Genomic DNA, 23,666 nt, shown 5'->3' on the forward strand with positions numbered 1-23,666 from the left:
AGTTAGGTGCGCTGCAGCGACAAGGCAATTGCGGTGCCGTCCGATCACGCAGCCGTGCGCGCCGGCCGCCCCTCGATCGGATAGGCGGGGTCGTTGTAGCCCGGCGTCGAGGGATGCCCGGTCGGCACCAGACCGTCGATCAGCGCCTCGTCCTCGGACGTGAAGGTGACGTCGAGCGCGGCCAGATAGGCCTGCCACTGCTCCAGCGTGCGCGGGCCGGCGATGGCCGCCGTCAGGAGGCGGTTGTTGAGCACCCAGCCGACGGCGAACTGGATCGGCGTCATGCCGCGCGCGGCGGCATGCTGCTTGATCGTCTGGGCAATGACGAGGCTCTCCTGCCGCCATTCGGTCTGCAGGATGCGCTTGTCGCCGCGCGCTGCGCGCGTGCCCTGCTGCGGTGTCTCGCCCGGCTCGTATTTGCCGGTCAGCACCCCTCGAGCCAGCGGCGAGTAGGAGGCGACGCCGAGCCCGTAATAGCCACAGGCCGGCAGATGCTCGACCTCCGGCATCCGGTTCATCGCGTTGTAATAGGGCTGGCTGACGACCGGCCGGTCGATGCCGAGTTCGTCGCACAGGCGGCAGATCTCGGCGACCCGCCAGGACCGGTAGTTCGAGACGCCGAAATGCCGGATCTTGCCCTGCCGCACGAGATCACCGATCGCGCGGACCGTCTCCGCCAGCGGCGTGACGAGGTCCTCCTTGTGGAGGTAGTAGATGTCGATGAACTCTGTGCCGAGCCGGCGCAGGCTGTCGTCGCAGGCCTGGAGCACCCATTTGCGCGAAAGGCCGGCGCGGTTCGGACCCTCGCCGATCGCATTGGCGACCTTGGTCGCCAGCACCCAGTCGTGCCGGTGGGCTGCGATGGCCCGCCCGGTGATCTCCTCGGAGCGGCCATCCGTGTAGGCGTCCGCGGTATCGATGAAGTTGATCCCCGCATCGCGGGCGTGGTCGACGATCGCGCGCGAGGCGACCTCGTCGGTGGCGCCGCCGAACATCATCGTGCCCAGGCAGATCGGCGAGACTCTGAGGCCCGAGCGCCCGAGCTGGCGGTATTCCATCGACATATCCCCTGCAATCGGCCGGCCGCGCCCGGCACGCGCCCCACCCGTCAGGCAAACCTGCCCCAGCCCCGCCCGCCGCGCCAGCCATCTGCGCGCAGGCGCCCCCTGCAGGCCGCGCCATCCCGGATGCAGGGAACGGCCCAGAACGGCTAACCGCAAGGAAATGCTTAACCTTTGATGTCAGGCTGGCCGTGTCGCCATCACGGCCGGAGCCGATGAATCTCGCCACGCTCGCCCAGAACCAGACGCTGGCCACCCTGCTGCAGGCGCTCGCGCCCACCACCGGCCTCGTCGCGGGCCGGACGGTGGAAGCGCGCCTGCTCTCGGTCTCAAGCGATGGCACCGCGACCGCGCAGCTCGGCCAGGAAACCTTCGCTCTCGTGCTCGCCGGCCCCGCCGCCCGTCAATCCGCGCTGCAGCCGGGCGCGACGCTGGTTCTGAAGCTCGACCCCGGCCCCGCCGGCGCGCCCGGCGGGAGCCTGACAGCGACACTGATCGAGGTTCGCCCACCGACGCCCGAGCAGGCCCGCGCCGCCGCAGCGACGGCACAGTCGATGCAGCTGCCCGGAACGGCCAGCACCACGGCACCCGGCCAGACGCCGCCGGCCCAAGCCACTCAGGCCCAGGGCACGCAGGCCCAGGTGACCCCGGCCCAGGCCGCCCCTCCACAGACGCCGACCGCGGCGATGCCCGGTCGGTTGGCGGCGCCTGCCGCCACTCCGACGGCACCGGGAGGCGCCGGGCCCGCCGCAACGCCCGGCGTGGGGCCAGTGCCTGGTCAGAGCGCGAGCGCAGCGGGAGCGGCCGCGCGCGCCGACCCCGCCGCGGGGGCGACGTCGCCACGCGCCATGGCCGGGCCTCTGCTCGGCCCCGCCCTGGCGCGGCAGGATTCGCTGGCGCCGCTCCTGGCCAATCTGCGCGCTGTCGCCAATGGGGCGGTCGCGCTGACCGTGCCGCGGCCGCTGCTGGCGCTGGCCGATCGCGTCCTGGCCCGCGCGCTGCCGGTCGAGCGCAAGGCGTTGACCGGGCCGGTCCTCCAGGCGGCGGTACAGACCTCCGGGCTCTTCCTCGAGGCCAACCGGGCGCAGGGCGCGCCGGCCCCGCCGCAGGCGGATCTCAAGGGGGCGCTCCAGACCCTGCGCGACCATCTCCTGCCGCTCGCCCAGTCGGCTTCGTCGCCCGAGGCCGGCAGGGCCGGCAGCCTGCCTGCATCCTCGGCCGCATCGGCGCAGACACCCGGCGGGGATGTCACGGCGAAGCCCACCCCGCCGCGCCGCGACGGTGCGCCGGTCCCGCAGCCGATCGCCGAGCCCACCCTCTCGGCCGGCGACAAGCCGCTCACCGTCGTCGGCACCCTGCTGGAGCAGACGCAAGCCGCGATCGACCGCATCACGCTCTCGCAATACGCCTCCCTACCGGCCGAGGGCACGCGGCCCGAGGCGCAGCAGGGCCAGCGCTGGCTCACCGAGATCCCCCTCGCCTTTCACAACGGCGCGGCGATGCTGCCGCTCCAGATCGAGCGCGAACCGCCCCGGCGCGAGGTCGACGCCGCGGCCGGCCCGCTCTGGCGCGTCCGCTTCGCGCTCGATGTCGAGCCGCTCGGGCCGCTCCAGGGCGTCGTCACCCTGCAGGGCCGCAGCGTCGGCATCACGCTCTGGGCCGAACGGGAGGACACCAGCCGGCTCCTGCGCGGTGCCTCGCCCGGCCTCGAAGCCGCCCTGGCGGATGCGCGGTTCGAGAACCGTTCCATCGACATTCACACCGGCCAGCCGCGCATCGCCCAGCCCACCGCCGGGCAGTTCCTGGACCGGATGTCATGACCAGCCCCCCCGCCCCGCCTCCCTTCCGCCCCCCGTCGCGGCAGATCGCCATCGCGCTCGAATATGACGGGCAGAATGCGCCACGCGTCACCGCCAAGGGCCGCGGCGAACTGGCCGAGCGCATCATCGAGACCGGCCGCGAGCATGGCGTTGCGATCGAGGAGAACGCGGTGCTGGCGCAGGCGCTCTCGGCGGTCGAGCTCGACGACCAGATCCCGGAGGAGCTCTATCGCGCGACGGCGCAGGTCATCGCCTTCGTGCTCTCGCTGCGCGGCGAGGTCGGCCGGCATCGGCGGGAGGGCGGTTCGGTTTGACCTCCGGCATCGTCGTCAGGCGCGTCAGGGCCGCCGATTACGCGGCCTATGGCGCGCGCTTCGCCGCGCTGGCCGCGCGGTCGCGCGAGCCCAATCCGCATATGTCACCGGCGGCGGTCAGTGCCGCCCGCGTCCTCGTGCCCGAGGACCGGATCGTCATCCTCGCCGCCTGGCTCAGCGAAGCGCTGGGGTCCGAGCGGCTGGCCGGCCTCTGGGCGCTGCAGCGAAAGCGCGACTGGCGCACCGGCTTCGCAGCCGCCCTCACCGCCCCCCTTATGCCGCTCTATGAAGTGTCCTCGCTGCCGGTGCTCGATGCCGACCAGGCACAGGACGTCATGCAGGCGATGCTGCGCCACATCCTCGCGGCCGGCGACCTGCCCCGCACGCTGTCGCTGCCGCTGCTGCCGCTGGAAGGGCCGGCCTTCGCGGCGCTGCGCGAGGGCTGCCGCGCCACCGGCAGCCGCCTCTCCACCAGCGAGCGCTGGCAGCGCCCGGTGATGGTGGCGCAGCCCGGGGACGATGCCGAGCGCTACCTGCGCCGCGCGCTGGGCCAGAGCTACAAGAAGCGGATGCAGCAGTTTCGCGCCATCGCGCGACACGGCACGGTGAGCTTCGAGCGCCTCCGGGGCGCCGCCGCGCGGGACGCGCTGCCGGATTTCCTGGCGCTGGAGGCGTCGGGCTGGAAGGGCAAGGCAGGCACCGCCATCGCCCGCCTCCCCCAGGCCGGAGCCTACTTCGACAGCCTCGCCACGCAGTTCGCCGCCAGCGACGCCCTCCAGCTCGACACGCTGCGGCTCGACGGCCGCCCCCTCGCGATGGGCCTGCTGATCGAGAGCGCCGGCACCCGCCACTTCCTCAAGATCGCCTATGACGAGGAGCAGGCGCGCCATTCCCCCGGCCGGGCCCTGACGATCGCCATGCTGCAGGCGGACTTCGCCGGCACGCCTCCGGCGCTCTTCGACAGCGGCGCGGGCGACGGGGTCGACGCCGGCACCTATGTCTGGGGCGAGCGTCGGGCGATGGGCAACGCCCTGATCCGGCTGGGCGAGCCCGAGCCGGGCCTGCCCGAGGGCGCGGCCCGCCTGCGCCAGGGCTTGCGCGCGCTCCGCGCGCGGCTGCAGCGGAAGCGGGCGAAAACGGTGGCGTGAGCCGCCGCGATCGGCCACATCTGCGCCCAACCAGAGCGGAGGGCACGACATGGACGGCGGTATCAGGATCGGCATCGTCACGGTTTCGGACCGCGCCTCGGCAGGGATCTACGAGGACGAGGGCGGCCCGGCGATCAGGGCCTATTTCGAGAGGGCGCTGACCTCGCCCTGGACGCCGGTCGCCCGCGTCATCCCCGACGACCGCGGCTTGATCGCAAAGACCCTGATCGAACTGGCGGACCAGGAGGGCTGCTGCCTGGTCGTCACCACCGGCGGGACCGGGCCCGCTCCCCGCGACGTCACGCCCGAGGCGACCGAGGATGTCGTCGAGAAGCCGATGCCGGGCTTCGGCGAGCTGATGCGGCAGGTCAGCCTCGCCAAGGTGCCGACCGCGATCCTTTCGCGCCAGACCGCCGGCATCCGCGGCCGCTGCCTAATCGTCAACCTGCCGGGCCGCCCCCGCGCCATCGCCGAATGCCTCGACGCGGTGATGCCGGCGATCCCCTACTGCATCGACCTGATCGAGGGCCCCTATCTGGAAACCGATCCCGCCGTGATCGTCGCCTTCCGCCCCGGCCAGAAGCCCAAGGGCTGAGCCGCTCCTCCCGGGTGCGGATGCTGCGGCTTCACGCAGAGGACGCATGCGCCGTTACGGGTGCAAAGCGCGCGCCGATCGTCCATCATTCCCTCACGAGCACCCATGACGGTGCCAGTGACGCGCCGGCCGAGAAGAGCCGGCATCGGGAGGAAAGACGATGAAACGCCGCGACATGCTCGCCGGCCTCGCCGCGACGTCGGCCGGGGCCCTTCTGATCAGGCCCTCCCGCGCCCAGGCGCCCTGGCCTTCGCGCCCCATCACCATGGTCGTGCCCTTCCCGCCGGGCGGACAGGCCGATCTCGCAGCGCGGCCGATCGCCCAGGCGCTCGAGAAGCTGCTGAAGGCCGCCGTCGTTGTCGACAACCGCGGCGGGGCCGGCGGGGCGCTCGGCAACGCCGCCGTCGCCCGGGCCGAGCCGGATGGCCACACCCTGCTGATGACGCTGTCCTCGCTGGCGGTGCTGCCGGAATCGTCGCGCCTCTTTGCCCGTGCGCCGTCCTACGAGGTCTCTCAGCTCGCGCCCGTGGCCCGCGTGCTGGCGGACCCGACCCTGCTCGCCGTTCCCGCCGCCTCGCCCTGGAAGACGCTGAAGGACTTCGTCGACGATGCGAAGGCCCGGCCCGGCACGATCCCCTACGGCTCGTCGGGCTCCTACGGCACGCTGCATGTGGCGATGGAGATGTTCGCGGCGTCCGCCGGGCTCAAGCTGCTGCATGTGCCCTATCGCGGCGCCGGCCCGGCCCTGACCGACCTGCTCTCCGGCCAGATCCAGGCGCTGGCCTCGGCGCCCGGCGTCCTCAAGCCGCATGTCGACTCCGGCGCGCTGCGCGTGCTCGCGAACTGGGGCGCGGCCCGTGTGCCGAGCTTCCCCGACCTGCCGACCTTCAAGGAGCTCGGCTATGCCGATGTCGAGTTCTACATCTGGGCCGGGCTCTTCACCCCGCGCAACCTGCCCGAGCCCGTCGCCGCCCGCATCCGCGAGGCGATGCGCACCGCCATGGCGGATCCGGAGGTCCGGCAGATCTTCGAGAAGGCGGGCAGCCCGCCCGCCTATCAGGACACGCCCGAGTTCACCCGCTTCGTCGAGGCCGACAGCGCGCGGCTGATCGAGGCGACGCGCAAGATCGGCAAGGTCGAGTAAGAGGCGCCGGCGTCAGCCCTCGCGCTGCGCCAGCCACTCCGCATAGGTGCCGCGCGTCAGGTCGAAGCGGTCGTTCTGGCGTGCATAGCCGTCGCCGAACATCCGCCCGACCGGCTTGTAGTCGTCCAGGCTGACGCGCAGCGTCGCGGGATCGACGAGGCCCTCGCGGGCATGGATGCGCACGACCTCGCCGATCAGCATCTCGCGCGTCGAGGAGAACACCAGCGACATCGTCTTGCGGCATTCGAGCGCGAAAGGCGCCTCCGCGATATGCGGCACGCCGACCGAGACGCCGAGCTTGAGCGACAGGCCCGCCGCGTCGATCTCGCTGACCTCCGGCGGGAAATCGACCGCGCAGATGTTCATCGCCTCGGCCATCCCCTCATCGACGAGGTTGACGACGAACTCCCCGGCCGCGGCGATGTTGCGCGTCGTGTCCTTGGGGTTGTTGCCGGCCTTGTGCTGCAGGCCGAGCACGATCAGCGCCGGGTCCTCCGAGAAGACGTTGAAGAAGCTGAAGGGCGCGGCGTTGACCACGCCGTCCGGCGACAGGCTTGTGACGAGCGCGATCGGGCGCGGGGTCACGCTGGCGCAGAGCAGCTTGTAGCGGTCGCGCGGGGCGAGGTCGGAAAAGGCGACGGTAAAGGCGCTCATCGGTTCACTCCGGCTCGACCACGCCGACCTGGCCGGTGATCGGCCCGTAATGCTCGATCCGCCGGTGCATCTTGAAGTCGAAGATCGTCTGCTTGCCGAAGCGGGTGTCGTCGAGATCGCAGGCGTGGACGATGAGGCCGTCGGCCTCGCCCTCGAGCTCGGCGACGATCTCGCCATCGGGGTTCACGATCAGCGTGCCGCCCATCAGATGGTGGCCGTCCTCACTGCCGGCCTTGGCGACCGCGACGACCCAGCAGGAATTCTGGTAGGCGCCCGCCTGCACCGAGAGACGATGGTGGAACAGGCGCTGGGCCATGCCCTCCTTCGCCTTGTGCCCGTTGACGGAGGGCGTGTTGAAGCCGAGCACGATCATCTCGACGCCCTGCAGCCCCATCACGCGATAGGTCTCGGGCCAGCGACGGTCGTTGCAGATGCACATGCCCATCAGTCCGCCCATCGTCCGCCAGACCGGGAAGCCGAGGTCGCCGGGCTCGAAATAGCGCTTCTCGAGATGCTGATGCGCCCGCGTCGGATCGAACTCGACATGGCCCGGCAGATGGATCTTGCGGTACTTGCCGACGATGGCGCCGCTCTTGTCGACCAGGATCGAGCTGTTGAAATGCTGCCCCTCCGGCGTCAGCTCGGCATAGCCGAAGCTCATGCCCATGCCATGCGCGCGGGCCCGGTCGAACAGCGGCTGCACCGCCGGATTGGGCATCGCCGCCTCGAACCAGGCATCGGCCTCGGCGCGGTCCTCATGATACCAGCGCGGGAAGAAGGTCGTCAGCGCCAGTTCGGGATAGACGATGAGGTCCGCGCCCTTGGCCTTCGCCGCGTCCATCAGCGCGAGCATGCGCGCGACCACCTGCTCCCGCGTCTCGGCCTTCTGGATCGGCCCGAGCTGGGCGGCGGCGACGGTCACGATGCGGGACATGGAAAACCTCGGCGGCAGGCGGGGGCAACGACGCGGCTTAGCGAAATCGGTGCCAGCCGCCTATCCCGCGCCCATGTCCGCGGCGCTCGCCACGCCTGCGCTGTCAGCCTGCCTGCAGCTCCTGACCGATCGCCCGCACCAGCTGCGGCCCGATCGGATCGGTGATCGAGGAGTATCCGCCGAGCAACTCGCCGGAGCGGCCGACGAGGTATTTGTGGAAGTTCCAGCGCGGCGTCTCGGTCGGCCGCTGCGCGGCCGCCCAGCGATAGAACGGATGCGCCTCGGGGCCCCTGACCACCGTCTTCTCGGCGAAGGCGTAGGTCGCGCCATGGGTCTGCCGCGCGGCCTCGGCGATGGCGGCGCCCTCCAGCGGCTCCTGTCCGCCGAAATCATTGCTCGGCACGGCGATCAGCATCAGGCCGCGCGCGCGATAGCGCTGCCACAGCTGCTCCAGCGAGGCGAACTGCCCCGCGAAGCCGCAATTCGTCGCCGTGTTGACGATCAGCACCGGCCGGCCGCGATAATCGGCCAGCGAAAACCGCCCGCCGCCGACCCGCGCGAAGGTGAAGCTGGAGGCGGAAGGCGCACCCTGGGCCAGGGCCTGGCTCGCCACGGCCGGCAGGGCGCTGGCGCCAGCCAGCCAGCCCAGAACGTCTCGACGCCGCACTGTCATGACACGATCCCTCCTGGCTGCCGGTGGGGCCGCCCCCTTCCGGAACATGCGATCATGCCATCTACGACGTCGAACCAAAAATGGATGTGCCCCGCGGCCTTGCGGCGCGGGGCACATCCCGAACAGTCATTTGGACGCAGCGCGGCGCGCCGGCGCGGCTCAGGAGCTGAGCGCCAGCACCTTCTTCACGCGCACCTCGAGGTCGCGCAGCTCGTAGGGCTTCACGACGTAATGGTCGGCGCCGTTCGACGTCGCCTCGTCCATCTTGTCGACCGAGCGCTCGGAGGTCGCCATGATGATCTTGATCTGGTTGAGTTCCGGCACCGAACGGATGGCGCGCAGCAGGTCGATGCCGCTCATGCCGTCCATGTTCCAGTCCAGGAGCAGCAGATCATAGCGCTTGGTCTGCATCTTCATCAGCGCTTCGCGCGCGTTCTCGGCCTCGTCGATGTCCTGAAACTCGATCTGCTTCAGGAAGTACGTCGCGAGGCCGCGCATGCTCTTCTGGTCATCGACCACGAGGATCCTGTACTCGCTTCTCGCCTTCATCACGATCTCCTTATGCGGTCCGCAGATGCGACCGCTCGCCGAGCAGGTTGCTGACCGCAGCTCCGATCTGGTCGAGCGCGACAACCCGGTCGGCGGCACCGATTTCGAATGCCGCTTTCGGCATCCCGTTTACCACGCAGGTTTCCCCACTTTGGATTAACGTCTCCGCTCCCGCTTTCCGCATGGCTAACAAACCCTCAGCACCGTCGCGCCCCATGCCGGTGAGCAGGATGCCGATCGCATTTGCGCCGAGGCTGCGCGCCACGGAATGGAACATGACGTCGACGGAGGGGGAATGTCCGCTGACCAGCGGCCCCTCGCGCAACATGCAGACGAATTCGCCGCGCCGCTCCTCGATCTCGAGATGGCGCGGCCCGCCCGGCGCGACCACGGCCATGCCGGGCCTGAGCTTGTCGCCGTCGCTGGCCTCGCGCACGTCGAGCCCGGTCGCCGTCGCCAGCCGCGCCGCGAACTTCGCGGTGTAGCCCGGCGGCATGTGCTGGACGACCGCGATCGGCAGGCGCAGATGCGCCAGGTCGCGCATCACCACCTGCACCGCCGGAACGCCGCCGGTCGAGGCGCCGATCGCAATGAAGGAGGCCTTGCCGCCCATCCGGGCCGGCTCGCGCGGCGCCGCCACGCGCGCCGGCGCGCTCTCGCGCCGGGAGGCGAACATCCGGCGGCTGGCGGAGGCGCGCTGCAGCGCGCCGACCAGATGCTTCATGAAGCCTTCGAGCGTATGGGTCGTGCCGTCGGGCTTCTCGATGAAGTCGATGGCGCCGAGTTCGAGCGCCTGGATGGTGTTGTCGGCGCCGGGGCCCCCGAAGGCCGAGACGATCAGCACGGGCAGCGGATCCTGCTTGAGGACGCGCGCCAGCAGCTTGAGGCCATGGCGACCGGGCAGTTCGAGATCGAGCGTGACGACGTCCGGACGCAGTTCCTGGATCTTGTCCCAGCCTTCCTCGGCGCTGCCGGCGATGCCGATCACCTTGAAGCCCGGGGCCCCGTCGATGATCTGCGTCATGAGCTTCTGCATCAGGACGGAATCGTCGACGACCAGCACCTTGACCGGGTTGGCGGCGGAGGGGGACATGCCAGTCATCACCAGACCTCCACTTCACCGGCCACAGGCTGCGTCTTGAGCCGGTTGAGATAGGCGACTTCCTGCTGATGGTCGGGATCGCGCGCCGTCGACTGGACGTGCTGGACCCAGGCCCGCCCCGTGGAGGGCTGGTAGTGAATGCGCCGCGAGCGCGTGCCCCCGACATCCTTGGAGACGACCGGGATGCCCTCGCGGTTGAGGAACTCGGTCACGAACGCGATGTTGCCGTCGCCGATCGCCAGCATGGTCGCCCCCGAGAGGACACGCGCGCCACCGAACACCTTGGCCTCGAGATTGCCTCGCCTTGCCCCGCGCTTCAACAGGCCGTTGATCAGCACCTCCATCGCGGTGTCGCCGTAGCGCTCGCCGGCGCTGGCGTCCGAGGCGCCGTTGTTCTTCGGCAGCAGAAAATGATTGAGCCCGCCGACGCCGGCCTGCGGATCGCGCATGCACACCGAGATGCACGACCCCAGCACGGTGGCGACGATCTCGTCCTTGGCGGCCGTGATCTCATGTTCGCCCGGGGCGACCGTGATGATGGTCGCCTCGAAGCGCGGGTCGAAATAGCGGCGGGAGGAACGCGCGACGCTCATGGCAGTCTCTCATAGATCGTGCGGCCGATCAGCCGGAGTTGAGGGTGGGGCTGGGGCAGCGATTCCGAGTGGCCGAGATAGAGGAAGCCACCAGGCGCGAGCAGCGTGACGAAGCGGTCGAGGATCGAGGCCTTGGTCTGGGTGTCGAAATAGATGAAGACGTTGCGGCAGAAGATCACGTCGAACGGCCCGCTCATCGGCCACCGCTCGATCAGGTTCAGGCGCTTGAAGGCGATCATCCGGCGCAGATCGTCGCTGATGCGCGCTTCGCCACGGCTGGAATTCTCGAGCTTGAGCAGCGGCTTGACGTCAGACGGCAGGCGGTCGAACTGATCCGGCGAATAGATGGCCGCCTCGGCCTTGGCGAGGATGTCGGTGTCGATGTCGGTCGCCAGGATCTTGAAGTCGACGTCGCTGCGGTTGCCGAGCACGTCGCGCGAGACCGCGGCGATGCTGTAGGGCTCCTCGCCCGAGGAGGCCGCCGAGCACCAGATCCGGATGCGCCCGCGCCGACCGGCGCGCTCCTGCACGAGCCGCGGCAGCACGTCCTTGCGCAGATGGTCGAAGTGGTGCCGCTCGCGGAAGAACGAGGTGTGGTTCGTCGTGACCGCGTTGATCAGCTCGGGGATCTCGTCGGCCGCCTGCGGCGTCTTCAGATAGGCGCAGTATTCGGCCACCGAATTGAGGCCCAGCGCCTTGACGCGCCGCGCCAGCCGCCCGCGCGTCATCGCCTCCTTGTGCTCGCGGATGACGATGCCGGCATGCTCGTAGACGAGCTTGGAAATGAAGCCCATGTCATCGCGCGTCAGCGTGACGTCGGTCAGCTGCGGTTGCGCGAGGGCTGCGCTGGATCTCGACATGGCCACTAGAACTCCGCCCAATCATCGGCACGTCCGCCGCCGGCGACACGCCGACGGGGCTCCTGCCAGGTTTTCGTCGCCGGCTCGGGCCGCCGGACGTCGCTGTTTTTCGGAACGGGCCGGGCCGGTGCCGCCGGCGTCGGGGCCCGTACGGCCCTGGCCGGCTCGGCCGCGCCGCGCGCCGCCGACCCGTCGGCCCTGAAGAAGGAGACCAGCCGCCGCAGCGTCGCGATCTCGTCCATCAGCTCGGTCGCGGAGGTCGCGCTCTGCTCCGCCAGCGCCGAGTTCTGCTGCGTGGTCTCGTCCATCTGGGCGACCGCGCGGCTCATTTCCTCGATGCCATGGGCCTGCTCGGCGGCGGCCTGCGAAATCTCGACGATCGTGGTCGAGACCTTGCCGGTCGCCTCGACGATCCGCTCCAGCGCATCGCCGGTCGAGCGGACGAAGCGCACGCCCTCGCCGACCTGTTCGTTGGAGCTGACGATCAGCCCCTTGATGTCCTTGGCCGCCTGCCCCGAGCGCTGCGCCAGCGCGCGCACTTCGGAGGCCACCACGGCGAAGCCGCGGCCGGCATCCCCCGCGCGTGCCGCCTCGACCGCGGCGTTGAGGGCGAGCAGGTTTGTCTGGAAGGCGATGTCGTCGATCACCGAAACGATCTCGGAGATCCGCACCGACGAGCTCTCGATCCGCTCTATCGCCCCGACCGCCTGCGCCACGACGGTCTTGCCGTCCTGCGCCACGCCCATCGCCTCGTTGGCGAGGTCAGTGGCGACGCGCGAGCGGCCGGCGCTATGCTTGACCGAAGCCGCCAGCTGCTCGGTCGTGGCCGCGGTTTCCTCGAGATTGGCGGCCGTCTGCTCGGTGCGCTCGGCGAGGTCGCCGGCACCCGAGTCGATCTCTGAGGCGGCACGGGCGACATGGCCGGCCGTGCCCTGGATCGTCGCGACGGTCTCGCCCAGATGCGCCAGGGCCTCATTGAGGCTGGCCTTCAGCTCGGCGAGGCGGCCGCGATAGTCACCGCTCATGCGCCGAGTCAGGTCGCCCTCGGCCAGGCCGCCGGCGACATGGGCGAACTCGGCGACGGCGCTTTCGACGACCGCGTTGATCTGGTTCATGCCCTCGGCGATGCGCTGCAGCCCATCGGGCTTGCCCGCCACCGGCACGCGGCGCGAGAAATCGCCCTCGACGGCAGCGGCCACCATGTCGGCGACCTCGGCGGCAGCAGCCAGTTCGTCGGTCAGCTCGACCCATTCGACGGCGGTGCCGAGCCGGCGGCCATTGGCCTGCGTCACCGGCGACAGCGAGAGCGAGACCGTGCGGCGCCCGAGCGCGAAGCGGATCGCCTGCTGGCCGCCCGTCGGCAGCCCGGCCCGCGCCTGGACGCTCTCCATGACCCGGCCGAGCATGTCCTTGGCCGAGCAGCCCGGAAAGGCGATGCGGAAATCCTCCTGAGCCTCGCCGAAGAAGCGCAGCAGCGAGGCGTTGACATAGACCACCCGCCCCTCCGCGTCGCAGACCATCACATTGGTGCGGCAACCGTCGAGCGCGGCGCGAATGCGCGCAGCCTCTTCGCCGGATTCGTGCAGCGCCTTCAGGGAACGGGCGAGATCGCCGACCGCGTCACCGCGCTCGATCCCGGCGACAGCGACGTCCTCGCCGGCCTGCAGCTTCGCGACAGCCTCGCGCAAGCGCCGCAGCGGAGACTGGATCCGACGGCCGGCCATCCAGGTGCAGAGGCCGACGGCACACAGGCCCGCGGCCCCGAGGGCGGTCAGCGAGATCGTGTCGAGGCGGCCGAGGGCGGCCTGGTAGGCGAGGCTGCCGGCCGCGCCGGCCGCCACCGCGACGGTGGCGGCGAGCAGCAGCGGCAGTTCGAAGCCGTGGCGTGTTGATGGACCGAGGGCGCTGCCCATTTCTGATGTCGTTTCTTGCTCGGCCCGCGCTTCCAGCAACGCCACTCCTCGGGCCCGTCGTTGTTGAGTCGTTCAGCTCGCGCGGGCGACCTTTGCCACCTGCTGGCCCTCGGCGCCGCCGTCGCGGATCACCGCGGCGAGGTCGAGCAGGGCGACGATGTCGGTGTCGAGCAGCACGAGGCCCTCGATCAGGCCGTGCTCGTCGCGCTCCAGATCGGGCGCCGGGCGAACCGCGCTGACCGGCACGTCGACGATGTCGGACACCGAATCGACCAGGAGGCCGGCGACCTTGTCCTCGACGTCGACGACGACGATCACATGGGTGGCCGTGGCGTTGGTGGTGCCCAGGCCGATCGAGGTGCGCAGGTCGTAGACCGCCAGGATCACGCCGCGCAGGTTGAGCACGCCGCGGACATGCGGGGCCGCATGCGGCAGCGGGGTCGTGGCCTGCCAGCCCTTGATCTCGCGGACCATGCCGACATCGATGCCGAAAGTGCGGTCACCCACCTTGAAGGTGACGATCCGGCGCGCCGCCGATTCCGGCTGCGCCGACGAGAAATGCTTTTCGCCGAGTTGCAGGGTCATTGGATTATCCAGCCAGTTTCAGTTCGGTTGCGGGATGACGCTCGCCGGACGCGGCGAGACGCAGCATGGAGTCGACGTCGAGGATGAGCGCGACGAGGCCGTCGCCCAGAATGGTGGCGGCGGAGGCGCCGTGGACCGTGCCGTAATTGCCCTCGAGGCTCTTCACGACCACCTGCTGCTGGCCGAGGATCTCGTCGACGGCGATGCCGACATTGTCGCCGCGCTCGGTCTCCGCGATGATGATGATGTTCTCGTTGCGGGTGCCCGAAGATCCCATCACGGCGCCGAGACGGTGGAGCGGCGTGATCTCGCCGCGCCAGCGCAGAACCTCCTGGCCGAAGGTCAGATGCTCGATCGGCGTCGAGGCCAGGTGCTGCGTCTCGATCACGCTGGCGATCGGGATGACGTAGCGGTCGGACCCGCAGCGGATCACCATGCCCTCGAGGACGGCGAGCGTCAGCGGCAGGGCGAGCGTGAACTTGCAGCCGCGTCCGGGCTCGGAGTCGACGCTGATGCGCCCGCCGAGCGATTCGACGTTCCGGCGGACCACGTCCATGCCGACGCCGCGACCCGAGACGTCGCTGATGACCTCGGCCGTGGAGAGGCCGGCGGCGAAGATGAGCTGGTCGATCTCCTCCGGAGCGAGCTTTTCGTCGGCCCCGACGAGGCCGCGGGACTTCGCCTTCGCGAGCAGCTTCTCGCGGCCGATGCCGCGCCCGTCATCCGTGACGGAGATGACGATGCGCCCGGCGCGATGCTCGGCGATGAGCTTGATCGTGCCTTCCGGGCTCTTGCCGGCGGCAACGCGGTCTTCCGGCGTCTCGAGCCCGTGATCCATCGAGTTGCGGATCATGTGCGTCAGCGGATCGGCGAGTTCCTCGATGATCGTCTTGTCGACCTCGGTGTTCTCACCCTCCAGCACCAGGCGCACTTCCTTGCCCAGCGTCTGGGCGAGTTCGCGGACGAGGCGCGGCATGCGCTGGAACACGGCCTTCACCGGCTGCGCGCGCACCGCCATGACGTGGTCCTGCAGCTCGCGGGTCTGGCGCGAGAGCGTCAGGATGCCTTCGGCGGTCTTGGCATAGACGTCGTAGGGCAGCGAGCGGACGCATTCGACCAGCATGGACTGGGTGATGACGATCTCGCCCACCAGGTTCATCAGCTTGTCGATGCGGTCGAGGTCGACACGCACGCTGACGGCGGTGCGCTGGCGCGCGGCGGCCGCATCGTTGGCGGGCGCGCGGGGAGCCGCCTTGGCAGCGGCGGCCGGAGCCTCGGCAGCCGGAGCGGCGGGCTTGGCCACCGGCGCGGGCGCAGCCGCGGCCGGCTGGATGTCGGGCGTCGCGACGGCAGCGGGGCCGGTCCGAGCTTGGCGAGGATGGCGGAGAGGTCAGCCGCGACCGAACCGGACACTTCGCCGCTGGCGGCGGGTGCCGCCGCGGCGGGCGCAGGCGCCGGCGCAGCCTCGCTGGCCAGAACCTCGATCTGGAATTCCTCGGTCGCCAGCGTGAAGTCGAAGCGGCTGCAGATTTCCTCGATCGACAGCTCGGTGCGCATCGTCACGACGAAGCGCATGAAGCAGTCCGAGACGTCGATCGTCTCGAGCGAGGGGACGTGGCTGAGATCGCAGGCGATCGAGACGATGTCGTCAGCGGGCAGCGAGGCGAACACCACGCGCGGCTCGATCACCCGGCGGAACAGGTCCGCCTCGGGCTGGATGCGCAGGATGACGTCGCGGCCCGGCTTGCTGGCAGCGGCCTTGGCCGGCTCGTCGTCCCAGCCCGCATCGGACCCGGACGCCGTCTTGGCCTCCACCATCGCCAGCAGATTGCCGAGCGCGGCGACGCCGGGCGGCTCGTCCTTGGCGGGGGCCGGAGCGGCCGGGGCGGCGGGGGCGGCGCAGCGGCAGCGACGGGGGCTTCGCCGGGCGCCTTGCCGACCTGCTCGAGTTCCTCGAGGAGATCAGGGCGGGGACGGGCCGGCTCGTCGTTGCGGGCGGCCGACACGAGGTCCGCCACCGCGTCCGAACAGCGCAGGAACAGGGTGAAGGGCGCATCCTCGATCGCGACGCGGCCCGACCTCAGATGGTCGAGCGAGGCTTCGAAGACATGCGCGAAGGCGACCAGCTCGGTGCAGCCGAAGGCACCGGCGCCACCCTTGATCGAATGGATCGCCCGGAAGGCGGCGTTGACATCCTCGGGATCCGTCGAGCCTTCGTCCAGCGCCTGCAGGCGCATCTCGAGGGCCCCCAGGAGCTCTTCGCACTCCTGGAAGAAAGTCTGTTTGAGTTCCGCCAACGGATCCATGGACGCAAGCCTCAGTTCTGGTAGCGGGCGACGAGGCCGAGCAGCGTGTTCGGCTCGAAGGGCTTGACCATCCAGGCGCTGGCTCCGGCGCGGCGGCCCTCGGCCTTGATCTCGGCACCGTTCTCGGTGGTGAGCACGATGATGGGCGTGTTCTGCCCGGCCGGGCGGGCGCGGCAGGCGCGGGTGAACTCGATCCCGTCCATCAGCGGCATGTTGAGATCGGTGATGACCAGATCGGGCTTGAACTGGTCGAACTTGGCCAGCCCGTCCTCGCCGTTCTCCGCCTCGGCCACCTCATGGCCGGCATTGCGCAGAGTCAGGCTGAGCAGACTGAGCAGGGTCTTGGTGTCGTCGATCGCGAGAATGCGCATTCAAATCACTCCAGAACGAGAGCGCTGTGAGCGGGATCGAAACCGATCGCCCGCAGGGATTCGCGGCATTCTGCGGAAGCCGCCTTGAGCGAGACCGACAGACCGCGCGCCTTGGCGCTGGTCGCGGCGGAATGCAGCAACTGGACCCAGAGGCTGGGCAGGGGCCCGGCTTCGGCACATTCAACGGCGATGCTTTCCTTCTGCTCCAGCGCCACGAGCAGCTGGTTGCGGAAGGTGGCCGCTTCGGAGCGGCCTAGAAACGTCGGAAGCGAGACGGTGATGACCATGAGACACGACCCAGGATTGCGCCACTCAGCATCACGTCCGACTGGTAAAAATTTTCCTAACCGGACGACGTTGCGTCAACTTTTTAGGCAAGAGGGGGGTGGTTGGCCGCATTCCGGGCCTCTGATCGTCAACCGCCGGCCGTTCCGGCATGTCCCGAAGGACGCGCCGCTCAGAACATGCTGTTGCTGATCGCCCGCGGAACCAGGGTGATGCTGCCGTTCGCTTCGCGGTATTTGCGGGGAATGTTGATGATCCCCGACAGGTGCAGCCACAGGTTGTTCGGCGAGATCGGCTTGGTGATGATCTCGTGGGCGCCGAGCTTCGCCGCCTGGACGACCGAGCGGCGGTCCGGCTTCTCCATCATCACCAGCACGGGGGCTTTCGCGAAGGGCGAGGTCTTGAAGGAGCGGATCGCGGCCAGGCACTTGGTGCTGCCGTTGTCCGGCATGTCCCAGTCGAGGATCACGATGTTGGGCTGCTTCTGGATGAACATCGTCGCGGCGGAGGGAAGGTCGGACGCCTCGAAAATGCGGTGCAGCTGCGCCTGATACAGCATCGTCCGGACGATGCGCCGGTAATGCGGGCTCGGATCGATCAGGAGCACCGACAGATTCGGAAAGGAGGGCGCGATATGCATGACGCGGGGCCCGACAACTCACTCGACAACAACTGACACAACGAAACCGGTCGGACGGAAGGCCTCTCGCTACACGTTCAGGCCGAAGCGGAAGCCGCCCCAGTGACGGCCCTTCACCAGGATCGGGGCCGACAGGTCCTCCATGACAAGGAACTGGCCGCCGCCCATGTCGCGCCGGTAGGTCTGGAGCAGGAACGGCTTGCGGTTGCGGGCCGCCGACAGGCCGGTCCGGTCGTTGAAGATCCGGCGATTGCGGCAGTTGGCGTTGTTCCACACCGGGTCATTCCCCTGGGGATGGGAATATTTGACGTTGTGCGTCGGCAGGAAGCCATTGCGGTCGACCGCCGCGCAGAACACGATCCGGCGGTTGGACGCCAGCAGCGGCTCCTGGATCAGCGGCAGCACGCGGTCGCAGAGCTTGACGAAGCGCGTCATGTGCTGGACCGGATCGCTGCCGGGAATGGGCTGGTAGCCTTCGTCGAAGAGATCGGCCAGAGACAGCTCGCCCCGGTCCAGCGCCTGCTCGAACAGCCCGCCGATGCGGGTGGCGGTCGCCATCGCCGTGGCGATCAGCTCCGACTGGGCCGTGCGGACACCCGATGCCGCGATGGCACCGAGGATGCCCTCGCTGATCGAGACGAGAGTCTCCGCGCGCTGGGATGCCTTGTCGAGGTTTTCGCTGGAATGGTCGACGCCGTCGACCAGGGCCCGCAGGTCCTCCCCGACCTTGGCGAAGGCGATCGCGTTGTCCCGGGTCGGGTTGGAGATCGCGTCGATCTCGCCGATGAGTTCGACGACGCCGCGGCTGAAGCTGTCGAGTTCGCCGATCTGCTGCGAGATCGACTGGCTCTCGTCGCTGGCCCGCCGGGCCGTCAGGGCGTTCTCCTCGCTCTTGCTCGCCAGCAGATCGACCGAGTTCACCAGCGCATCAAGCTGCTTGGAGCTGAGCGCGGTCGCATCGCGCGTCTGCTCGGCGAGATGCTTCACGGCGGCGGCAATGACGGCGAAGCCGCGGCCGGCGGCCCCGCTGCGCGCGGCTTCCACGCCGGCGTTGATCGACAGAAGCTGGATTTCGCGGGTGATCGCCTGGATCGCATCGCTGGAGGCCCGCACCTTGTGCGCATCCGCGACAGCCTGGGCGAGAGCCTGCGAGATCGACTGGGCCCCCTGCGAGAGGGCCTCGATGTCGGACTGCGCCGAGTTCAGCCCGAGCCTGACGGAACCGGTCACCCGCTCCAGGCCGTTGCGAACGGACGATGCGGTCGCCTGCGCGCCTTCGGCGGCCTGCTGGATCGCGCGGTTCGCCCGCGAGACCTGGTCGACCGCGGTCACGACCCGGTGCAGGCCCTGGGTCTGGCCGTCGAGCTGGCGGGTGACGTCGCCGATGCGCCCGGAGATGTCGGTGATTTCGGCGCCGAGCTTGCCGAAGCGCTCGGCGATGTCCCGCACGGCCGCTGCCGCGGCGCCCTCAGCCGGGTGATCCTCATTGGCCGGCTCAGGAGCAACTCGCGCAAGCGCATGCATGGTCGTCGGGTCCTTTGCGGGCCTCAGCAATCCCACCAGACCTTAGGGAAACGCGGTAAACCGAGCGTTAATGCAACCTTCAGGCGCATCCGCGACCCACAGGTCGTGGTCAGTCCCCGGGACCGAACGGCAGATTTCGGGAACCGCCTCGCCCGAGAATCCGTATATGCTCTGCATCCGCGAACGCGGCTCCGGCATACCGTTGGGGCAAGTCCGATGCCGACACCCTCATGGAGGATCTCGATGACCATCACGCATTCCGTCTCACGCCGCTCGCTCCTCGGCTTCGGGGCCGCCGCCCTGACCCTGGCCGCGGCCCCGCGGGTCTGGGCCCAGGCCGCCGCTCCCGCCGCACCGGCCGGCCCGTTCTCCCTGCCCAAGCGCGCCTATGAGGCGGCCGCGCTGGAGCCGCATATCGACGCCATGACGATGGACATCCATTACACCCGCCATCATGCGGCCTTCGTCACGGCGCTCAACAACGTCGCCAAGGACCATGGCGTCCTCGCCTCCAAGCCGATCAATGAACTCCTCGGCGACATCGGCGCCCTGCCGGAGGCCGTGCGCGTGCCGATCCGCAACGCCGGCGGCGGCCACGCCAACCACAGCATGTTCTGGGAGATCATGGGCCCCGGCGCCGGTGGCGCGCCGACGGGCGACGTCGCCGCGGCGATCACCAGCGACCTCGGCGGCTTCGACAAGTTCAAGACCGATTTCGAGGCGGCGGGCCTGCGCGTCTTCGGCTCGGGCTGGGTCTTCGTCACGGTCGACAAGGCGGGCAAGCTCGCCCTGCTCGCCAAGCCCAACCAGGACAGCCCGCTGATGGACAAGCACATGGTCCTGCTCGGCAACGACGTCTGGGAGCACGCCTATTACCTGAAATACCAGAACCGCCGCGCCGACTACCTCAAGAGCTGGTGGAACGTGGTCAACTGGGCGAAGGTCAACGAGCGCTACGCCGCCGCCAAGGCCGGCAAGCTGACCGTCTGAACGGCGCACCATCGCGATCAGGATCGATACCCGGCCCCTCGGCCGGGTATTGTCGTTTCGGGCCTGGGCGGCCCCCGTCCTGCGCCCTTGCGTCGGCGGCTCGGCCGGCTTAATTTAGAATCATTCTAAATTATGAGGCGCCCGATGCTTTCTCGTTTTTCCCTTCCGGGTTTCGGCGGCAAGCGTCGCTTCGACGAACTCTCCGAGAAGGAGGTCCTGGCCCTGGCGATTGCGTCGGAAGAGGAGGATGGCCGCATCTACGCGATCTACGCGCAGAAGCTGCGCACGGCCTATCCGGCCTCGGCTGCGATTTTCGACGGCATGGCCAGCGAGGAGGACGGCCACCGCCAGCGCCTGCTCGCGCTCTACCAGCAGCGCTTCGGCGACGTCGTCCTGCCGATCCGTCGTGAGCACGTCGCCGATTTCTATGCGCGCAAGCCGGTCTGGCTGGTCGAAAACCTCGGTCTCGACCAGATCCGCGCCGAAGCCGAGGACATGGAGCGCCAGGCGCGCGACTTCTACGTCACCGCCGCCGGCCGCTCGACCGATGTCGAGACGCGCAAGCTCCTGGGCACGCTGGCTGCCGCCGAAGCGGGTCATCAGGCGAAAGCCCAGGGCCTCACCGCCGAGCATCTCGGCGAGGACGCCCGCGCCGACGAGGACCTCGCCGCCAAGCGCCAGTTCGTGCTGACCTGGGTCCAGCCCGGTCTCGCCGGCCTGATGGACGGCTCGGTCTCGACACTCGCCCCGATCTTCGCCACCGCCTTCGCGACCCAGGATCCCCACACCACCTTCCTGATCGGCCTCTCGGCCTCGGTTGGTGCCGGCATCTCGATGGGCTTCACCGAGGCCGCCCATGACGACGGCAAGCTCTCCGGCCGCGGTGCACCCTGGAAGCGTGGCCTGGCCTCGGGCGTGATGACGACGCTGGGCGGGCTCGGCCATGCCCTGCCCTATCTCATCCCGCATTTCTGGACCGCGACCACGGTGGCGCTGATCGTCGTCTTCGTCGAGCTCTGGGCGATCGTCTGGATCCAGAACCGCTTCATGGAGACGCCCTTCCTGCGTGCCGCCTTCCAGATCATTCTGGGCGGCGGGCTGGTGCTGGCGGCCGGAATCCTCATCGGCGGATCCTAGCGCGCCGGCCCGGCCGGGGCATCACAAGGCCGGCGCCCGCGCCTCGCAGACGCCCTCCCGCTGCAGCATGAAGGCCGCCCGCAGGCAGAGATCCTCGCGCCAGGGCGCCGCGATGATCTGCACGCCGATCGGCAGGCCCGTCCCGAAGACCGGCACCGCCGCGACCGGCAGGCCGATGGCCGAGATCGGCTGGGTGAACAGCCCGAGATTGGGCCGCAGCGGCACGGTCTCGCCGCGCAGTTCCAGCGTCTTCTGTCCGACGAGCGGCGCCGGGCAGGGCGTGGCCGGCGCGATGATCAGGTCGACATCGGCGAAGACGCGCATCATCGCGTCATGGAACCAGCGCCGCGCCCGCTGCGCCTGAACGTACCAGGCCACCGGCAGCATCGCCCCGGCCAGAAAGCGGTCGCGGGTCTCCGGGTCGAACTCATCCGCCCGCTCCCGCAGCCGGTCGAGATGGAAGGTCGCGCTCTCGCTGTTGGTGATCAGGAAGGCGGCTGCGCGGGCGATCGCCGCACCCTCCAGCGCCACGCGCTGCGTCGCGCCCAGAGCCTGCGCCACCCGCGCCACGGCTGCCGCCGCCTCCGGCATGCCCTCGGTCGCGAAATGCCCGCCCGCCACCGCGATCCGCAAACCACCGATGCCCGCCTGCAGAGACGGCAGCGTCGGTTCGACCGGCCGCTGCGCGCAGGCCGGATCATGCGAATCCGGCCCCTGCAGCGCGTCATAGGCGGTCGCCAGATCGGTGACGTCGCGCGCGAAGGGGCCGAGATGGTCGAGCGAGTCGCAAAAGGGGAAGCTGCGCGTGCGCGGCAGCCGGCCATAGGTGGGTTTGAGGCCGAAGATGCCGCAGAGCGAACTCGGCACGCGGATCGAGCCATTGGTGTCGGATCCCAGCGAGAGCGGGCTGAACCCCGCCGCCGTCGCCGCCCCCGAGCCGGAGGAGGAACCGCCCGCCATGCGGGCCGGGTCGTGGGGGTTGCGACAGGGCCCGTCATGGGCGTTCTCGCCGGTGAAGTCGTAGGCGTATTCGCCCATGTTGAGCCCGCCGAGCAGCACGGCACCCGCCGCCGTCAGCCGCTCGACCAGCACCGCGTCGCGTGCTGCCGGCTTTCGCTCGCGATTGATCTTCGAGCCTGCCCGCGTCGGCAGGCCTTCAATGTCGAACAGGTTCTTGGCCGAGAAGGGCACGCCCGCCAGCGGCCCGAGCGGCGCCCCCGCGGCGCGGGCGGCATCGACCGCGCGCGCCTGCGCCAGCGCCCGCCCGGCGGTGACGTCGGTGAAGGCGTTGACGAGTGGATCGAGCGCCGCAATGCGGGCGAGGAAGGCTTCGGTGACGGCCAGGGCCGTGACCTCCCCCTCCCGGACCTGCGCCGCGATGCGATGGGCCGGCGCGAAGACATCCAGGCTCACGCGGTCACCTCCGGCGCACCCGGCCGGAACACCGGGGCCAGTTCGAGCGACGCTTCATCGATCGGCGCGGCGGCGACGATCTCGGCCATGCCATGGGCGATGGCGAGGAACTGCAGCACCACCGGCCGCTGCGCCTCCGTGATGGTCAGTCCCAGCACCGGGGCCATCGCGTCGCAATGGCGCGCGGCGTCGAACGCCGTCTTGGGGTGGGTCTCGCTCACGCTGCCGGCTCCCATCGATCTTCGGCTTCCTGCAGCGGGGGTTCGGCTGTCGCCCCGGAGAGCGCGGCCAGCACCTCCGTCGTCGTCGAAACCCAGCCGAAGATCCCGCCCTGGGCCGCGATCATGCGCAGCCCCACCTCGTGGAACTCCGGGAAATAGGAGGCGCAGGCATCGCCCAGCACGAGGCAGCGATAGCCCCGGTCGTTCGCCTCGCGCACCGTGGTGTGGACGCAGACCTCGGTGGTGACGCCGGTCACCATCAGCGTCTCGATGCCGCGGTTGCGCAGCATCAGCTCGAGGTCGGTCTGGTAGAAGGCGCCCTTGCCCGGCTTGTCGATCACCGGCTCGCCAGGCAGCGGCGCCAGCGCGGGGATGATCTCGTGCCCCGCCTCGCCGCGGATCAGGATGCGCCCCATCGGCCCGCAGGCGCCGATGCGCTTGTCGGCCGGGCCGCGCAGGACCTTGGCCGGCGGCGCGTCGGCAAGGTCGGGCCGGTGGCCCTCGCGGGTGTGGATGACGAGCAGCCCCGCCGCACGCGCCGCCGCCAGGATCGCCCGGCAGGGCTCGACCGCCGCCATCAGTCGCGAGACGTCGTTGCCGAGCGCAGCGCCGAAGCCGCCGGGCTCGAGGAAGTCCCGCTGCATGTCGATGATGATCAGCGCGGTGCGCGCCATGTCGACGCCGAGCGGGAAGGGCCGGGCAGGAATGTCGATGCGGCTCACGGTGCGGCGCCCCCCGGTCGCGGATCAGCGGAACGGGCTTTGCAAGGCCCATGCCTGAGAGCGAGTCAGCACCAGGGCGGAATCAGATCATGAGAAGCGCAGCCGAACCCAT

Annotated in this window: 26 protein-coding genes; 7 read left to right on the forward strand and 19 right to left on the reverse strand. The window is 69.8% G+C overall.

Annotated features, from left to right (window positions below; genetic code table 11):
• Nucleotides 1-44: 44 nt before the first annotated feature.
• Nucleotides 45-1,058, reverse strand: a complete 1,014-nt coding sequence (locus BSY19_RS21310; RefSeq protein ID WP_069055894.1) for an aldo/keto reductase — start codon at nt 1,056-1,058, stop codon at nt 45-47.
• Nucleotides 1,059-1,276: 218 nt separating this feature from the next.
• On the opposite strand from BSY19_RS21310, the gene fliK reads away from it, so the two are divergent.
• The 5 genes from fliK to BSY19_RS21335 all read left to right on the forward strand — a co-directional run bounded on the left by fliK (nt 1,277) and on the right by BSY19_RS21335 (nt 6,082).
• Nucleotides 1,277-2,881: a flagellar hook-length control protein FliK gene (fliK, locus tag BSY19_RS21315; protein ID WP_069055895.1), complete on the forward strand. Its 1,605-nt coding sequence runs from the start codon at nt 1,277-1,279 to the stop codon at nt 2,879-2,881.
• Nucleotides 2,878-3,195, forward strand: coding sequence for an EscU/YscU/HrcU family type III secretion system export apparatus switch protein (locus BSY19_RS21320; protein WP_069055896.1), 318 nt, complete (start codon nt 2,878-2,880; stop codon nt 3,193-3,195). The genes fliK and BSY19_RS21320 overlap by 4 nt, the downstream gene beginning before the upstream one ends.
• A complete protein-coding gene (locus BSY19_RS21325; RefSeq protein ID WP_069055897.1) occupies nt 3,192-4,343 on the forward strand; it encodes a GNAT family N-acetyltransferase in 1,152 nt (383 codons plus the stop codon). The genes BSY19_RS21320 and BSY19_RS21325 overlap by 4 nt, the downstream gene beginning before the upstream one ends.
• Nucleotides 4,344-4,392: 49 nt before the next feature.
• Nucleotides 4,393-4,938 carry a molybdopterin adenylyltransferase gene (gene mog / locus BSY19_RS21330; RefSeq protein WP_069055898.1) on the forward strand — a complete coding sequence of 182 codons (546 nt, stop codon included), beginning with the start codon at nt 4,393-4,395 and terminating at the stop codon, nt 4,936-4,938.
• A gap of 160 nt (nt 4,939-5,098) precedes the next feature.
• Nucleotides 5,099-6,082 carry a Bug family tripartite tricarboxylate transporter substrate binding protein gene (locus tag BSY19_RS21335; RefSeq protein WP_069055899.1) on the forward strand — a complete coding sequence of 328 codons (984 nt, stop codon included), beginning with the start codon at nt 5,099-5,101 and terminating at the stop codon, nt 6,080-6,082.
• A gap of 12 nt (nt 6,083-6,094) precedes the next feature.
• Here BSY19_RS21335 and BSY19_RS21340 read toward each other — a convergent pair whose 3' ends face one another.
• The 15 genes from BSY19_RS21340 to BSY19_RS21415 all read right to left on the reverse strand — a co-directional run bounded on the left by BSY19_RS21340 (nt 6,095) and on the right by BSY19_RS21415 (nt 19,071).
• A complete protein-coding gene (locus tag BSY19_RS21340; protein WP_069055900.1) occupies nt 6,095-6,736 on the reverse strand; it encodes a flavin reductase family protein in 642 nt (213 codons plus the stop codon).
• A gap of 4 nt (nt 6,737-6,740) precedes the next feature.
• Nucleotides 6,741-7,670: an N-carbamoyl-D-amino-acid hydrolase gene (locus tag BSY19_RS21345; protein ID WP_069055901.1), complete on the reverse strand. Its 930-nt coding sequence runs from the start codon at nt 7,668-7,670 to the stop codon at nt 6,741-6,743.
• Between the two features lie 103 nt (nt 7,671-7,773).
• Nucleotides 7,774-8,343, reverse strand: a complete 570-nt coding sequence (locus BSY19_RS21350; protein WP_069055902.1) for a glutathione peroxidase — start codon at nt 8,341-8,343, stop codon at nt 7,774-7,776.
• A 159-nt stretch (nt 8,344-8,502) separates the two neighbouring features.
• Entirely contained in the window at nt 8,503-8,892 is a 390-nt protein-coding gene (locus tag BSY19_RS21355) for a response regulator (RefSeq protein ID WP_069055903.1), read from the reverse strand.
• Nucleotides 8,893-8,902: 10 nt separating this feature from the next.
• Nucleotides 8,903-9,994 carry a chemotaxis-specific protein-glutamate methyltransferase CheB gene (cheB, locus tag BSY19_RS21360; RefSeq protein WP_083247752.1) on the reverse strand — a complete coding sequence of 364 codons (1,092 nt, stop codon included), beginning with the start codon at nt 9,992-9,994 and terminating at the stop codon, nt 8,903-8,905.
• On the reverse strand, nt 9,994-10,587 hold the full coding sequence (locus BSY19_RS21365; protein ID WP_069055904.1) for a hypothetical protein: 594 nt from the start codon (nt 10,585-10,587) through the stop codon (nt 9,994-9,996). The genes cheB and BSY19_RS21365 overlap by 1 nt, the downstream gene beginning before the upstream one ends.
• A complete protein-coding gene (locus tag BSY19_RS21370) occupies nt 10,584-11,447 on the reverse strand; it encodes a CheR family methyltransferase (protein ID WP_236840422.1) in 864 nt (287 codons plus the stop codon). Before BSY19_RS21370 ends, BSY19_RS21365 begins: the two co-directional genes overlap by 4 nt.
• A gap of 5 nt (nt 11,448-11,452) precedes the next feature.
• Nucleotides 11,453-13,360, reverse strand: a complete 1,908-nt coding sequence (locus tag BSY19_RS21375; RefSeq protein WP_069055905.1) for a methyl-accepting chemotaxis protein — start codon at nt 13,358-13,360, stop codon at nt 11,453-11,455.
• 72 nt (nt 13,361-13,432) lie between these two features.
• Entirely contained in the window at nt 13,433-13,945 is a 513-nt protein-coding gene (locus tag BSY19_RS21380) for a chemotaxis protein CheW (RefSeq protein ID WP_069055906.1), read from the reverse strand.
• A 4-nt stretch (nt 13,946-13,949) separates the two neighbouring features.
• Nucleotides 13,950-15,248 carry a chemotaxis protein CheA gene (locus tag BSY19_RS21385; protein WP_171905186.1) on the reverse strand — a complete coding sequence of 433 codons (1,299 nt, stop codon included), beginning with the start codon at nt 15,246-15,248 and terminating at the stop codon, nt 13,950-13,952.
• 382 nt (nt 15,249-15,630) lie between these two features.
• Nucleotides 15,631-16,251: an Hpt domain-containing protein gene (locus BSY19_RS28655; RefSeq protein WP_083247754.1), complete on the reverse strand. Its 621-nt coding sequence runs from the start codon at nt 16,249-16,251 to the stop codon at nt 15,631-15,633.
• A gap of 11 nt (nt 16,252-16,262) precedes the next feature.
• Nucleotides 16,263-16,622 carry a response regulator gene (locus tag BSY19_RS21400; protein WP_054210774.1) on the reverse strand — a complete coding sequence of 120 codons (360 nt, stop codon included), beginning with the start codon at nt 16,620-16,622 and terminating at the stop codon, nt 16,263-16,265.
• A 5-nt stretch (nt 16,623-16,627) separates the two neighbouring features.
• Nucleotides 16,628-16,909 carry an STAS domain-containing protein gene (locus tag BSY19_RS21405; protein ID WP_069055910.1) on the reverse strand — a complete coding sequence of 94 codons (282 nt, stop codon included), beginning with the start codon at nt 16,907-16,909 and terminating at the stop codon, nt 16,628-16,630.
• 170 nt (nt 16,910-17,079) lie between these two features.
• Nucleotides 17,080-17,547 carry a response regulator gene (locus tag BSY19_RS21410; protein ID WP_069055911.1) on the reverse strand — a complete coding sequence of 156 codons (468 nt, stop codon included), beginning with the start codon at nt 17,545-17,547 and terminating at the stop codon, nt 17,080-17,082.
• A 69-nt stretch (nt 17,548-17,616) separates the two neighbouring features.
• Nucleotides 17,617-19,071, reverse strand: a complete 1,455-nt coding sequence (locus tag BSY19_RS21415) for a methyl-accepting chemotaxis protein (protein WP_083247755.1) — start codon at nt 19,069-19,071, stop codon at nt 17,617-17,619.
• 243 nt (nt 19,072-19,314) lie between these two features.
• Here BSY19_RS21415 and BSY19_RS21420 point away from each other — a divergent pair, with 243 nt between their 5' ends.
• Nucleotides 19,315-20,061, forward strand: a complete 747-nt coding sequence (locus tag BSY19_RS21420; protein ID WP_069055913.1) for a superoxide dismutase — start codon at nt 19,315-19,317, stop codon at nt 20,059-20,061.
• Nucleotides 20,062-20,205: 144 nt separating this feature from the next.
• A complete protein-coding gene (gene mbfA, locus BSY19_RS21425) occupies nt 20,206-21,198 on the forward strand; it encodes an iron exporter MbfA (RefSeq protein ID WP_069055914.1) in 993 nt (330 codons plus the stop codon).
• Between the two features lie 21 nt (nt 21,199-21,219).
• On the opposite strand, the gene BSY19_RS21430 is transcribed toward mbfA, so the two are convergent.
• The 3 genes from BSY19_RS21430 to BSY19_RS21440 are packed head-to-tail and all read right to left on the reverse strand — an operon-like array spanning nt 21,220 to nt 23,506.
• Nucleotides 21,220-22,611 (reverse strand): AtzE family amidohydrolase, encoded by a 1,392-nt coding sequence (locus tag BSY19_RS21430; RefSeq protein ID WP_069055915.1) that lies wholly within the window; start codon nt 22,609-22,611, stop codon nt 21,220-21,222.
• Nucleotides 22,608-22,832 (reverse strand): DUF4089 domain-containing protein, encoded by a 225-nt coding sequence (locus BSY19_RS21435; RefSeq protein WP_171905188.1) that lies wholly within the window; start codon nt 22,830-22,832, stop codon nt 22,608-22,610. The genes BSY19_RS21430 and BSY19_RS21435 overlap by 4 nt, the downstream gene beginning before the upstream one ends.
• Nucleotides 22,829-23,506: a cysteine hydrolase family protein gene (locus BSY19_RS21440; protein ID WP_083247964.1), complete on the reverse strand. Its 678-nt coding sequence runs from the start codon at nt 23,504-23,506 to the stop codon at nt 22,829-22,831. Before BSY19_RS21440 ends, BSY19_RS21435 begins: the two co-directional genes overlap by 4 nt.
• Between the last annotated feature and the right edge of the window lie 160 nt (nt 23,507-23,666).

Source organism: Bosea sp. RAC05 (assembly GCF_001713455.1).
Lineage (GTDB): Bacteria > Pseudomonadota > Alphaproteobacteria > Rhizobiales > Beijerinckiaceae > Allobosea.

Coding starts and splice junctions, on each gene's coding strand:
- mog (WP_069055898.1), top strand. CDS start 4,393: ATGGACGGCGGTATCAGGATCGGCATCGTCACGGTTTCGGACCGCGCC.
- BSY19_RS21405 (WP_069055910.1), bottom strand. CDS start 16,909: ATGGTCATCACCGTCTCGCTTCCGACGTTTCTAGGCCGCTCCGAAGCG.
- BSY19_RS21335 (WP_069055899.1), top strand. CDS start 5,099: ATGAAACGCCGCGACATGCTCGCCGGCCTCGCCGCGACGTCGGCCGGG.
- BSY19_RS21400 (WP_054210774.1), bottom strand. CDS start 16,622: ATGCGCATTCTCGCGATCGACGACACCAAGACCCTGCTCAGTCTGCTC.
- BSY19_RS21340 (WP_069055900.1), bottom strand. CDS start 6,736: ATGAGCGCCTTTACCGTCGCCTTTTCCGACCTCGCCCCGCGCGACCGC.
- BSY19_RS21420 (WP_069055913.1), top strand. CDS start 19,315: ATGACCATCACGCATTCCGTCTCACGCCGCTCGCTCCTCGGCTTCGGG.
- BSY19_RS21355 (WP_069055903.1), bottom strand. CDS start 8,892: ATGAAGGCGAGAAGCGAGTACAGGATCCTCGTGGTCGATGACCAGAAG.
- BSY19_RS28655 (WP_083247754.1), bottom strand. CDS start 16,251: ATGGATCCGTTGGCGGAACTCAAACAGACTTTCTTCCAGGAGTGCGAA.
- fliK (WP_069055895.1), top strand. CDS start 1,277: ATGAATCTCGCCACGCTCGCCCAGAACCAGACGCTGGCCACCCTGCTG.
- mbfA (WP_069055914.1), top strand. CDS start 20,206: ATGCTTTCTCGTTTTTCCCTTCCGGGTTTCGGCGGCAAGCGTCGCTTC.
- BSY19_RS21440 (WP_083247964.1), bottom strand. CDS start 23,506: ATGGCGCGCACCGCGCTGATCATCATCGACATGCAGCGGGACTTCCTC.
- BSY19_RS21320 (WP_069055896.1), top strand. CDS start 2,878: ATGACCAGCCCCCCCGCCCCGCCTCCCTTCCGCCCCCCGTCGCGGCAG.
- BSY19_RS21365 (WP_069055904.1), bottom strand. CDS start 10,587: ATGAGCGTCGCGCGTTCCTCCCGCCGCTATTTCGACCCGCGCTTCGAG.
- BSY19_RS21415 (WP_083247755.1), bottom strand. CDS start 19,071: ATGCATGCGCTTGCGCGAGTTGCTCCTGAGCCGGCCAATGAGGATCAC.
- BSY19_RS21345 (WP_069055901.1), bottom strand. CDS start 7,670: ATGTCCCGCATCGTGACCGTCGCCGCCGCCCAGCTCGGGCCGATCCAG.
- BSY19_RS21350 (WP_069055902.1), bottom strand. CDS start 8,343: ATGACAGTGCGGCGTCGAGACGTTCTGGGCTGGCTGGCTGGCGCCAGC.
- cheB (WP_083247752.1), bottom strand. CDS start 9,994: ATGACTGGCATGTCCCCCTCCGCCGCCAACCCGGTCAAGGTGCTGGTC.
- BSY19_RS21380 (WP_069055906.1), bottom strand. CDS start 13,945: ATGACCCTGCAACTCGGCGAAAAGCATTTCTCGTCGGCGCAGCCGGAA.
- BSY19_RS21310 (WP_069055894.1), bottom strand. CDS start 1,058: ATGGAATACCGCCAGCTCGGGCGCTCGGGCCTCAGAGTCTCGCCGATC.
- BSY19_RS21410 (WP_069055911.1), bottom strand. CDS start 17,547: ATGCATATCGCGCCCTCCTTTCCGAATCTGTCGGTGCTCCTGATCGAT.
- BSY19_RS21370 (WP_236840422.1), bottom strand. CDS start 11,447: ATGTCGAGATCCAGCGCAGCCCTCGCGCAACCGCAGCTGACCGACGTC.
- BSY19_RS21375 (WP_069055905.1), bottom strand. CDS start 13,360: ATGGGCAGCGCCCTCGGTCCATCAACACGCCACGGCTTCGAACTGCCG.